The following is an 11,099-nucleotide window of genomic DNA, read 5'->3' on the forward strand; positions in this document are numbered from 1 at the left end:
TTAGCCGCTTGGCGTTTGGACGTTGACACCTGGGACATACTGCAATATTGCGTACGTTTGGGGAATGATAATCGTGTGCTAGTCACGACAACACCTAAGCCTAGAAAGCTTGTAAAAGATATTTTGAAGGAAAAAACCACAGTTATTACTGGTGGTTCGACGTTTGATAATTCTAAAAATCTATCATCTAAATTCACTAAAAAGATGAAAGATAAGTATGAGGGTACACGCTTAGGAAGGCAGGAGTTAGAGGCTGAGATATTAGACGACACGGCAGGCGCACTATGGACCCGTAAGGGATTAGATCAGCAAACGATTAAAAGAGGGCCCTGAATACTTTCAGCGCATTGTTGTTGCCATTGACCCGTCTGTTACATCGACCGAAGAAAGCGACGAATGTGGTCTTGTTGTTGCTGCAATTGATCGCGAAGGAAAAGGTTATTTGCTTGAAGATGCGAGTGACACCTTACCACCGCTTGAATGGTGCGAGCTGGCTGTTTCTTTATATAAGAAGTGGAATGCCGATTTAATTGTCGGCGAGGTTAACAACGGCGGAGATTTAATAGAAAGTCTGTTGCGCTCTGTGGATAAGAATATACCGTATAAAAAAGTGCATGCAACGCGTGGCAAAGTCATTCGTGCCGAACCTGTCGCAAATCTTTATACACAAGGTAAATGCTATCATTTAGGAGCTTTTCCAACGCTAGAAGATCAACTCTGTACCTGGACCCCGAACGATGAAAAATCACCCGACCGGTTGGATGCGTTGGTATGGGCCTTTACTGAGCTAATGATCGACAGCATGGACGTTCCCGACTTGGGTGGTATTAACTTTAGAGGGCTGGCTGAGAAAAGTTATCGGCCGAATCCGTTTGGGTTTTGAGTGATTTTCAGTGGTATTACAGTTATGGAGTGGGTGAATTATAGATAGATTAAGAATTATTTAATTTTTTGTTTAAAAAATGGTTTGAAGCAAATGAAAGAAGAATTGTCAAAGAAACTACTTCCTGTATTAATGAAAGAATACGGATTTGATATTTATCAAGTAACTGCGTTCCTTTCCGGTCTTCAGGATGATAAAGCAGAAATTCTAATTAAGGCACATGAAGAAAAAATTTTAGCACAACACTTTTCATCTTTTAATCCAGACGAAGATCAAAGTGGATATAAAGGTGGACATAAAGGGAAAGGTTGGAAATTTATTTTAGAAGCATCGAAAAAAAATAGTGACCTTTCTCAAAAAATAAAATTTGAAGTAGCGAAACTAAATGAATCGCGTAAAACCACTGAGGGGGGGATGCCTGATTCTGAAGTAAGTGATAGCAACCCTAATAATCCTACTCGGTCTAATCTTGCGGATATTGTTGAATATGCAAAAGGTCAGCAGCATCATCTTGCGAAAAGATACCTAGATCAGCAAGTAAAAGATAATGAAGAAGCTCTTAGAAAACAACTACATGAGGATGGTGGTTTAGGTGCCCCACGTTTAACTGCGCAAAACCCTCAGACCCAGAGTGCTCAGAAAAGCACTCCCGCATGTTTATTTTTCGCTGTACAAGATAAAGTTGTAAACGCTGTGAAAACTTTGTTCCATACTCCCACTTTATAGCTGATTTGTGCGTTACTTTCGATAACGGATCTTATCGAAAGTAACTTTATAAAAGAAATGTAAAGAAATCGAACGTCAAAAAAATAGTGTAAGCGAAGGGGATCTTCCTCGCTCTTGTTCTCCCTTCTTCCAAACCGGAAAAAGCGAACAACCGAAAGATTAATAATTTTTAAATATAAAGATGTACTATGCCAAAAATTCAATTTCAAGCCTGGATAAATAGAGATAAAAAAAATGATCCTGGGCATTTAGTTATGTTTGATCATGAACGTAAAACAACGATAGAGCTTGCACCAAATAGGAGAGTTCAAATTGAAGGCTCCTTGGAAGCTCAGGATAACAGAACAGGTAAAAAGTATATTGCAAAAAGCTGGGGTCTTGAATTAAAGCAAAATCCTCAGGACAAAAATATCAAGGAACAGCTTAACAAGAATAGATTCACTCACATTCAAATAGCCGAAGTTGAAATTAGCGAAGCTCAACTCGAAAATGTAAGGAAGAGAGTCGCTCTTAGTTTTGCAGGAGGTCGGTTTAACTTATTCAAAGAGGCTAGAGTTTTTGACCCATTAACTGGAAGGTGTTTATTATCTCTAGAAGTTTTAAATAGTGAGCTATCATCAGAACCATTGAGTGGTGCTAATGCATCAGAATATTTAAACTCTTTTATTGAGAATAACTCGGCTTATGTGAAGAATAGTTATGTGCAAAAATTAAGCAATCAAGAATCATGTTTGTTTTATACAAAAACTATCGCTAGTACAGAAAATGATAAGACTCAAATGTCTTCACCCTCTATTATATAGAAAGTGATTATATCGCTGCGATTAACAATGAATTTAATTTTTGAAGCCCACGCGGTTAAGAATCTAGTTGTTGAGGGTATAATCATTAAAGCATTGCCATGGCCATCTCCATACTTTCTTCTGATTGAGCAGCTTTTTCTGCATCTATTGCTGCATTCGCTGCATCAGAGAACTCTGTGGATGTATTAAATTCACCTTGAGCTGAAGCGTTTGGATCAAAGTCCTTTACACCATACATTTCTTGATTAAATTGCTTCCCATCTTCGGAGTTGAAGAATTTTTTCAAGAAATCTAGACCATCTTGACTCTCCAAGAAGTCTTGATTTTGCTCACCATTAGCCTCGTCGAGGTTTTGTTCTTTTTTCTTCTGCTGCTTTTGGTTGTAATCTTCGTCGCTGAAGTAGCCATCGTCATCAGGAGCGTCAGTAGTTGTGTTGATGCTGTTTTGTCGATTGTTACCGTTATTTTCTGGTTTATTTAGAATGCTATCCGTAAACATTTTAATGTTTGGGTCTTCTAATAGTTCTTTGCCTACAGGAGAGTCTAAAAAACTTTGTAGATATTTCTGGCCTTCATCTGACTCAAGAAACTTTTTGATTTGTTTTAAGTTTTTAATTTTCCTGTTGGAATCTAATATCATTTTGGATGATCTCTATTTTTCAATTTATAGACAGCATTTTAAACATAAGCTCCGATTCTTTTCAACGAATATATATCCATTTATTTATAGGCCGATGATAGTAAATGAAATTCTTATCCAAGCTAAAAAGTACCCTGACACCTCACAAAATCGACGCTAAGCTCCAAACTCCCCCAGCGCCTCAAGGATTCACTGGACTTCGAGAAGTCGGCGGCAGAGTCACAGAGGAGTTTTTAACACAGCTCCAATTTCCCGATGGCATCACTATATATAAGGAGATGAAGGATAACGACGACACAGTAGGCGCGGCATTACTTGCCATCGAGCTATTAATACGCAAAGTAAAGTGGAAAGTCATCGCCGCAGGTGTCAGTGCTCAAGACGAAGCAAGAGCAAATTTTCTTGAAGAATGCCGCAATGACTTGTGCAAGCCCTGGGCTGAGGTGATTAGTGAAATACTCGACTTTTTGCCCTTTGGTTTTAGCATCCATGAGCCAGTCTATAAAGTACGTCAAGGCCGCAGAGGAAAACGACCTTCACAATACAACGATAATAAAATCGGCTGGCATGACTTAGAAACACGCTCGCAAGACACTATTATCGAGTGGATTTTTGATGAGGATACCGAGGAGTTACAAGGCTTCTTGCAGATGTCGCCGACCTCTGGCAAGCAGTGTGAAGTCGATATTAACCGCGTTTTATTGTTTCGGACCACGAGCAAAAAAGGTAATCCCGAAGGGCGTAGCATTTTACGCAACGCCTATAAGCCTTGGTACTACAAGAAGAACCTAGAAAACGTCGAAGCCATCGGCATAGAGCGCAACCTGGTCGGCCTTCTTAAGTTTGAGATTCCACCGGACTACTTAAGTACATCTGCCTCTACAGATCAAAAAGCGGTGGTGAATCATTTAGAAGAGCTTGGCGCGAACGTCAGACAAAATGAGTCTTCTTATTTGATCATGCCACAGCAATATGATCAGAACGGTAATAAGCTTTTTAATGCCGAATTAATGTCGTGTCAGGGTAACACTAACGTTGATCTATCCGGACCGATTAATCGTTACGCTTATTCTATTTCTCAAACGATGATGACCGAATTTCAACAAATCGGTAAAACTGCCGTTGGAACCTCAAGCCATGCTGAGAATAAAATCGAACTGCTAAAAGACAGTATCACCGCTTATCTCGACATGATCAAAGGCGTGTTTAATTCGCATGCAATACCGCGCTTGTTTGATTTAAATGGTGATCTTGCCGAAGAACTGCCAACACTCGACTATGAAGAAGTAAAAGAGGTTGACGTGGCTGAGCTTGCAACTGCGCTATCTCAGCTTGTGCCGATTGGTGTGATCTCACCGGATGAAAACTTAGAGGAAACCGTAAGAGAATCTTTAAATTTACCTGCTTCAAAAGAAATTGATGGAAAATAAGCCACTTTCTACAAACGCACTGATAGATCAAACAAAGCCCAGCTTTAAAGAAGCGTTCTTATCGGCAGTCACCGCAGCCCACACGCACACTAGTGCCAGCGCTTTAAATAAAGCGATTAAAAAAGGGGATTTGCAGCAGGTACTTGATGCAGTGGGCTACAGCTATTTAGTCGCTGAATTATCGACGCTTCAAAGTGTAGAGCAAACCGCAGTGAAAGCAGGGGCGGATAATGCTCGTCTTGCCTTACCGGAATATTTAGAAAAGAAAACGCCACCGCTTAATATGCTCAATGATTATGTGCAACAAATTATTAAAGACCGCACAGCAGAGCTTGTAACGCTTGTATCGTACGATACAAAAGAAGCAATAGCCACACAAGTGAGTGAGGGCTATACCAGTGGCGAGCATGTCAGGGTGATGTCAGCGCGGATTAAAAGCCTAGTCGGATTAAATCGACCACAGCAAGGCGCGATGAATAAATTCATTGATAATCTGCTAGAAAAAGAGATAAAGCCTGATGTTTTAGACAAGATGATTCTTACCGAATACAACAAAAAGCTTAACTATCGCTCGCTTATGATTGCACGCACTGAATCAAGCTTCGCAATTCATGCAGGTAGAGAAGCGATGTGGTCCGATATGGTAAGTAAGCAAATTATCTCGCCAAACAGCAAAAAGCAGTGGCTTACTTGCGATGACTCAAGGGTATCTAAATTTATTTGTAGGCCGATGAACAAGCAAACCGTTTTAGTTGACCAACCGTTTACTACAGGGGACGGTCGGGCGGTTTATCATCCGCCTGAGACACATCCTAATTGCAGGTGTACCGTTGTTTTAAAGCCGAAAAACTAAGGCATTCTAAAGGGTGTAGGGCTATTATCATTTTCCTTATTCAAGTCTTCTCTGACTTTAAGGACGAATGGAAGTAAGTCACTGCCTTGCTCTTTAAGCATACCTGTATAGGTCTCATAATCTTTAGGAGACATGTTTTGTATGTTGTATTCCAAGTCTTTTTGAGCTTTGAATAAAGCTGCGATATTAAAGCTGTTGCCAGTCATAGTAAACCCCAAAAATTATATGATTATTCATCATACATCAAAAACATTAAAATCCAAACCTTAAGAAAGGCTGTCAAATGTCAAAGTACTTCAACTTCCTAGCCAAATCAAACAAACAAACCGATGTCATGGTCTATGGCAACATCGGATCCGGCAACGCCAAAGACTTTATCCAAAAGATAAAATCCATACCCAAAGACCACAAGGTCAATTTAATGATCAATTCCAGAGGCGGCGATGTCATGGAAGGCTCTGCAATGGTCGATTGCATTAAAGAGCTTGGAGATCGTTGTGTAGCAACGGTTGAGGTTGTCGCAGCATCAATGGCAAGTCTGCTTGCGGTGTCTGCGAGCAAAACCAAAATGGCGAAGAATGCTTATTTGATGATCCACCACCCTTACACCACAAAACAAGGGAATGCGAAGCACTTTAAATCATTGTCTGAAACGCTGGGAAGCCTAAGCAAAAGCATGATTAATGGCTATTGCGAGAAAACTGGCCTGCCCGAAGAAAAAGTCGATGAAATGCTAGATCGTGAGACTTGGATAGATGCAAAGGCGGCAATAGACCTCGGCTTTGCTGATGAAATTATAGAAGGCTCTAACATCCAAGCCTCAATCAACCCTGACGAATTCGGTTATAAAAACGTTCCACAAGCCCTACTTAACCCACCTAAACAAGAGGAAACAAAACCTATGGGTAAATTTGCAGAATTTAAAGCACTGCTTGAAGAATTGAAAGATGATGAGGAAACAAAGGCTTTTTTGGCTTCTATGCAACAGCCGGATATAAAACCTAAAACCGAAGAAAAGCTTGATGATGTTAGCTCTTTTAAAGCCCTTATCCAAAACCAAAGCGCAATGATTAAGCAGCTACAAGACCGTGATAATGAGCGCAGACTTGCAACCTTTGAGGCCAAAGCAAAAGAGTTTAGTGCATGCGGTCAAGAGATAGACGCTAAAACACTCATGAACTTACATGATAGTCACCCTGACACCTACGCAAACACAGTTCAGGCGTTAGAACGAGCGTCAAATGTCTACAAAGCAGAACAAAAAGGACTTTTCCAGGCACAGGGCTTCTCAGGCGAGGCTAAATTAACAGGCAAGCAAGGGCAGTTCCAAGCGAAAGTGAAGAAGTCTGTAAGTGATGGCGCTTGCGAAGATGAAGCGATTATCGCAAACATGGACGAAAGCATGTACGCAGAAATGAGCAAAGTTTTACCCCTCGAAAGCTAACTCTTCTCTCTACTTCTTACTCCTTCCTCAATTTCAATTAATAATCTCAGGAGTCTTTATGTTTTTAAAAGGCTATAACATCGGTGTGCTTCCTGCGGCGACTGATTTAAGCGACTATCGTTTTGCCGCAGTAAATTACACTAAAACAGGCTATGCACTTGCGACCGCAGGAGGTCTTTCTGATGGCGTTTTGCAGAATAATCCAGAGTAAGGTGCGGTGTGCGATGTCATGATCACAGGCATTGCAAAAATGATTGCCAGTGCAGCAATTACCGCCGGAAACTATGTAAAAGTCTCAACCAGCGGCCAAATCGCACAAGCCGGAGAAGGCGATACGGCAATTGGCAAGGCGATTGAGTCTGCAAATGAAGCGGGCGACATTATCGGCGTGATGCTTATTCCTAATGGTTACGCAATTCCTAAGCCACCATCGTCTTAAGCTGACTATTTCCTTCTTTTTCCATCACTCTCTTTTTGTATAGGATAAACAATGCCAATTAAATCAAGACCCATTACTAAATCAGATGCTCACGTTAACACTGTGCTCACCTCCGCAAGTGTTTGTGAAGTAAATACCAATCAAAATTATGTGCATGGCTCAATCTCACCTATTTTGCCTGTGCCCCATACCTCTGATGAATATATCGTTTATAACCGTTCAAGCTGGACGCGCTCACAAATGCAAAAACGCTCCCCTGGCACAGTTGCTGCCGAAGCGAATTTTGATTTCAGTAAAGACCTATTTAAGTGCGAGCAGTATGCGCTTTTGTCTCGCATTACTGATGAAGATCGGGCCAATGCAGACAGCGTTTTTGAACTTGATAAAAATACATCGCTGTTTTTAACCCAGCAAATGCTCTTATTTAAAGAAAAGAAAGCCTGTTCTGATTACTTCCAGCCTGGCGTATGGGCGACAGAGATGGAGGGAATCGCAAGCGGTACGCCTAACTCAAATCAATTTATTCAATTCAATCAAGCAAACTCAACCCCGATTGAAACAATGAACAATATCCTTGATAACACGGAAGAAAAAACAGGCGGATTTAGGCCCAACTCATTAACGATGCCTCGCCGCGTCTTTACGGCCTTAAAAAATAATGAGGAAATTATTGACCGTGTGAAGTACAACGGCGCAACAAAGGGGGGTGCATCGTATGTCAGCGCCCAAGCTATCGCTGAGTTACTGGAAGTTGATGAGATCAAAATCATGAATGCAACTCAAAATATCGAAGCAGAAAAAGCCAGTGATAATCCAGACTTAAAATTCATCAACAACGACTCTATGCTTTTGCAATACAAGAGCAAGGCCGCAACTAATAGCCGTATTGCAACCGCTTGCCGTACTTTCCAATGGAAAGGATTATATGGTGCTAAAAAGGGTCACAGAATCTTAAAGTTCAGAAATGAAGAAACTCACTCTGATATTATTGAGATCCAATCTTGCTTTGTGAATAAAGTCACATGCCCTGATATGGGTGTCTTATTAACTAATTGTATTGGTGAAAAAGTAGCTCTAGCAGCTCCCAAAGACCAAACGAAGAAAGCCGCATAGGAGTTACTATGCGCGATTACACAGAATTTAATGAGGCGCTAGAGTTTTGCGCCTCAACTGCTTTCGGCCTCCTTCTTGGAGGCAAACACTACAAAAAAGGCCAGAAAATAAAAAAAGAATTGCTGAGTCGAAGGCAACTCAGATGTTTATTTATGGCTGGCAAAATTGATTATCACAAAAAGAAGGGTAAAAAATGAGTTGGTCCTATGATGTTTCTCAACTACAAGCTTCCCCTCTTTTTCAAATTCGTTACTTGATTGGCGATACTGATGAGAAAGAACAGCTATTACAAGATGAAGAAATAAATTTCACTCTTGATCAATACAAAAGCACAGATCAAGCGGCGGCGGCATGTTGTGAGAACATTGCAGGTCAATTTTCACGGATGCCAGATCAAGATGCAGGAGGATTAAGGCAAGACCTCTCCCAGAAGTCAGAGCAATATTTAAAGCTCGCTGAAAAGATTAGAAGCCGCGCAAGCTCTAGCCTAGGTGTAGGTGCTTTTTATGCTGGGGGGATTAATAAGGCTGACGATGTGAAGTATCGCTCTGACCCTACAATTAATCAGCCTAGATTCATTCGAGGGATGTTTAATGACCGCCAATTTTGAAGTCAAAATCGACGATAAACTTCTTAAAAATTTTGAGAAGACGGTAAGAAAATTACCCACTCATCAACTCAGAGTCGGCTTTTTTGATGGTAAAGAAGAAGAAAGTAAAGACGGGGAAAAAGAACCAATTACGATCGCGGCCATAGCAAGGCTCAATGAATTTGGCGATAAAAAGAAAAGGATTCCAGAAAGGCCATTTATGCAACAGAACTTAGAAGCTCATGGCTTTTATAAGCGCCACCTTGCAATAAGACTAGGTAAGGTCATTAGAAATAAAAGCAGCATTTCTACTCAATTAAACCGATTGGGTGAAATTATGGTGAGCGATACAAAAATTACAACAACAAGCGGAGATTTTGAAGAAAATAAAAAATCTACAATCGCTAAAAAAGGCTCAGATAAACCTTTGATCGATCTCGGCAACATGCGTGCCAACGTGAGCTATAGAGTCGGGTAATATCACTCTGTTTTCTTAAAATGTTTGCCCCACCATTGTAACAATAACTATCTATTTGATTAATTTACATAAAACATACTATATATTTACATATTTGGCGATAATATATATCGCACTGAAGACATTAATTTTTAAAGAAAGGATATGCATTGATGAAAGAATCAAAGTATGCTGTTTTTTGCTCTCTCACACCACAAAAGATACAAGAATTGGCTCTAAAGTACTTAAGGGAACACCCCAAACCTAATATGTTTGGTAATCATAATCAACAAACTCAAGCTCGTACACTTATTAACCTTTTTGGTGGAGTAGCAACTCCAGAGGTTCACTTTGAAACTGATGATGATTACGATTGTGAATTGGCAAATATTGATAAAATGGAATATATAAAATGTAACGCTATGGAGTGTTGTATTAGATTAATAAATTTTTTGAAGGAACTTGAAGGAACCAAGGGTTCACTCACAGAAGACATTACTGATTTATTAAATGATACCTTAGGTACGAACATACAATTGCACACAAATACAACTACAGGTTCAATATCACGCAGCTTAGGTCGGGTAGCTGAAGATTTTGCAAACACTCTTCGTAATTACCCAAAAGATTTCAACGGAACACAAAAAGATGAACAAAAAATACTTACGCGTGAAGGAATAGCTAGAAATGCAACATTATTAATGAGCTCTAGCGCTAAACTTAACAATGAAGAGGCAAGCTTCACTCCATCGCTTTCCTAACTTTGCCCCAAAATCACCTAAAAAAAGCCTCTTTTGAGGCTACTTTTATATACTTTCTAATAAAGAAGAAAAATGTTTTACCTGCCCAAAAAAGCAATCACCGTGACACGCTATAAACCAGAGCAAGAAATTATCGACGGAATTGTTAGTGATGTAATCGACAAAACTTTCGATGTTGATGCCGTTGTCTTGCCTTATAGCGACCATTTAAAACATGATCCAACCGCCTTTAATCGCAAGACAGCGATAGAAATATTTTCAGAACAAGAAATCTATGGGGCTGACATCGGCACAAATCGACCACCTGACAGAGTTCTTTTTAATGATAAGCAATTTGATGTTGTCGATGTAAAACCCTATAGCAGCCATTGGGAGGTGATTTGTACAGCTATAGATTGTCAATAATTGCTTTCATTTCTCTTAGAAATTGTTCCTTAGCTTCTCTTATCGTATCAAAATAACCAGGTGATGTATAAGTATTGCACAGTGATAGGCTTGGGCCAGCATATCCCCCATAGGCTGTATATTTCTTGTTTTCTTGAAGAGTTATTATGTAACTTATTTCGAAGCTACGGTGAGACTCTGAACCTTTTTCTGAATATTTCATAATATCTCTAAATTTAAAGTCATATTACTTATGAATATAGCAAACCTGCAGAAAGCTCTACTCAATACCCTTAAAACCGAAACTAATGAAACCCTTGTACTCGGCTATCAAAGTAACTTAAGACTAGATCAGTTCACCTCACTGCGTTATTACAATTCAAAAATGGTTGGCCAACCCAATGAATCCCCATGCGATGAAGGTGTGCAAGTCACGCAACTGTATGAGCTCATATTTTTAATTGAAGCTTTAGGCCCAGATTCAGAAACACGAGCAACACAACTAGCTTCAACTTTTCGGCTGGCCAGCCAAAAAAATAAACTCGCTGGCCAAGGGCTTAAATTTTTTAAATGTGGG

Annotated in this window: 18 protein-coding genes; 15 read left to right on the forward strand and 3 right to left on the reverse strand. The window is 40.0% G+C overall.

Going from position 1 to position 11,099, the window contains the following annotated elements:
- From BGC07_RS18065 to BGC07_RS18080, 4 genes are all read left to right on the forward strand, one after another.
- On the forward strand, positions 1-333 hold a 333-nt coding region (locus BGC07_RS18065; protein WP_201258198.1), incomplete at its 5' end, for a terminase large subunit domain-containing protein.
- A gap of 25 nt (positions 334-358) precedes the next feature.
- Positions 359-883, forward strand: a complete 525-nt coding sequence (locus tag BGC07_RS18070; RefSeq protein WP_235603488.1) for a phage terminase large subunit family protein — start codon at positions 359-361, stop codon at positions 881-883.
- Between the two features lie 93 nt (positions 884-976).
- Positions 977-1,609, forward strand: coding sequence for a hypothetical protein (locus BGC07_RS18075; RefSeq protein WP_069314458.1), 633 nt, complete (start codon positions 977-979; stop codon positions 1,607-1,609).
- Between the two features lie 188 nt (positions 1,610-1,797).
- Positions 1,798-2,412 (forward strand): hypothetical protein, encoded by a 615-nt coding sequence (locus tag BGC07_RS18080; protein ID WP_069314459.1) that lies wholly within the window; start codon positions 1,798-1,800, stop codon positions 2,410-2,412.
- 85 nt (positions 2,413-2,497) lie between these two features.
- Here BGC07_RS18080 and BGC07_RS18085 read toward each other — a convergent pair whose 3' ends face one another.
- Entirely contained in the window at positions 2,498-3,052 is a 555-nt protein-coding gene (locus tag BGC07_RS18085) for a hypothetical protein (protein WP_069314460.1), read from the reverse strand.
- 104 nt (positions 3,053-3,156) lie between these two features.
- Between BGC07_RS18085 and BGC07_RS18090 the strand changes: the two genes are divergently transcribed.
- Positions 3,157-4,482: a phage portal protein family protein gene (locus BGC07_RS18090; protein WP_069314461.1), complete on the forward strand. Its 1,326-nt coding sequence runs from the start codon at positions 3,157-3,159 to the stop codon at positions 4,480-4,482.
- The gene (locus BGC07_RS18095; protein WP_069314462.1) at positions 4,472-5,335 is read left to right on the forward strand and encodes a phage minor head protein; all 864 of its coding nucleotides are present in this window, start codon (positions 4,472-4,474) and stop codon (positions 5,333-5,335) included. Before BGC07_RS18090 ends, BGC07_RS18095 begins: the two co-directional genes overlap by 11 nt.
- On the opposite strand, the gene BGC07_RS18100 is transcribed toward BGC07_RS18095, so the two are convergent.
- Entirely contained in the window at positions 5,332-5,541 is a 210-nt protein-coding gene (locus BGC07_RS18100; protein WP_069314463.1) for a hypothetical protein, read from the reverse strand. The two genes, BGC07_RS18095 and BGC07_RS18100, sit on opposite strands and share 4 nt — an antisense overlap.
- Before the next feature lie 77 nt (positions 5,542-5,618).
- On the opposite strand from BGC07_RS18100, the gene BGC07_RS18105 reads away from it, so the two are divergent.
- From BGC07_RS18105 to BGC07_RS18140, 8 genes are all read left to right on the forward strand, one after another.
- Entirely contained in the window at positions 5,619-6,779 is a 1,161-nt protein-coding gene (locus BGC07_RS18105; RefSeq protein ID WP_077217057.1) for a head maturation protease, ClpP-related, read from the forward strand.
- Between the two features lie 58 nt (positions 6,780-6,837).
- A complete protein-coding gene (locus BGC07_RS20965; RefSeq protein ID WP_158007023.1) occupies positions 6,838-6,990 on the forward strand; it encodes a hypothetical protein in 153 nt (50 codons plus the stop codon).
- 6 nt (positions 6,991-6,996) lie between these two features.
- A complete protein-coding gene (locus BGC07_RS18110) occupies positions 6,997-7,218 on the forward strand; it encodes a capsid cement protein (protein ID WP_394332147.1) in 222 nt (73 codons plus the stop codon).
- A 51-nt stretch (positions 7,219-7,269) separates the two neighbouring features.
- Positions 7,270-8,331 carry a hypothetical protein gene (locus BGC07_RS18115; protein ID WP_069314466.1) on the forward strand — a complete coding sequence of 354 codons (1,062 nt, stop codon included), beginning with the start codon at positions 7,270-7,272 and terminating at the stop codon, positions 8,329-8,331.
- 193 nt (positions 8,332-8,524) lie between these two features.
- Positions 8,525-8,941, forward strand: coding sequence for a hypothetical protein (locus BGC07_RS18125; RefSeq protein ID WP_069314468.1), 417 nt, complete (start codon positions 8,525-8,527; stop codon positions 8,939-8,941).
- On the forward strand, positions 8,925-9,398 hold the full coding sequence (locus tag BGC07_RS18130) for a hypothetical protein (RefSeq protein WP_069314469.1): 474 nt from the start codon (positions 8,925-8,927) through the stop codon (positions 9,396-9,398). Before BGC07_RS18125 ends, BGC07_RS18130 begins: the two co-directional genes overlap by 17 nt.
- Positions 9,399-9,550: 152 nt before the next feature.
- A complete protein-coding gene (locus BGC07_RS18135; RefSeq protein WP_069314470.1) occupies positions 9,551-10,138 on the forward strand; it encodes a hypothetical protein in 588 nt (195 codons plus the stop codon).
- A gap of 72 nt (positions 10,139-10,210) precedes the next feature.
- A complete protein-coding gene (locus BGC07_RS18140; protein ID WP_069314471.1) occupies positions 10,211-10,543 on the forward strand; it encodes a hypothetical protein in 333 nt (110 codons plus the stop codon).
- On the opposite strand, the gene BGC07_RS18145 is transcribed toward BGC07_RS18140, so the two are convergent.
- On the reverse strand, positions 10,527-10,745 hold the full coding sequence (locus tag BGC07_RS18145; RefSeq protein WP_069314472.1) for a hypothetical protein: 219 nt from the start codon (positions 10,743-10,745) through the stop codon (positions 10,527-10,529). The genes BGC07_RS18140 and BGC07_RS18145 overlap by 17 nt on opposite strands.
- A gap of 30 nt (positions 10,746-10,775) precedes the next feature.
- Between BGC07_RS18145 and BGC07_RS22815 the strand changes: the two genes are divergently transcribed.
- Positions 10,776-11,099 (forward strand): phage neck terminator protein (locus BGC07_RS22815; protein WP_235603485.1); only part of this gene is annotated, 324 nt, incomplete at its 3' end.

It is taken from the genome of Piscirickettsia litoralis (assembly GCF_001720395.1).
GTDB classification, from domain to species: domain Bacteria; phylum Pseudomonadota; class Gammaproteobacteria; order Piscirickettsiales; family Piscirickettsiaceae; genus Piscirickettsia; species Piscirickettsia litoralis.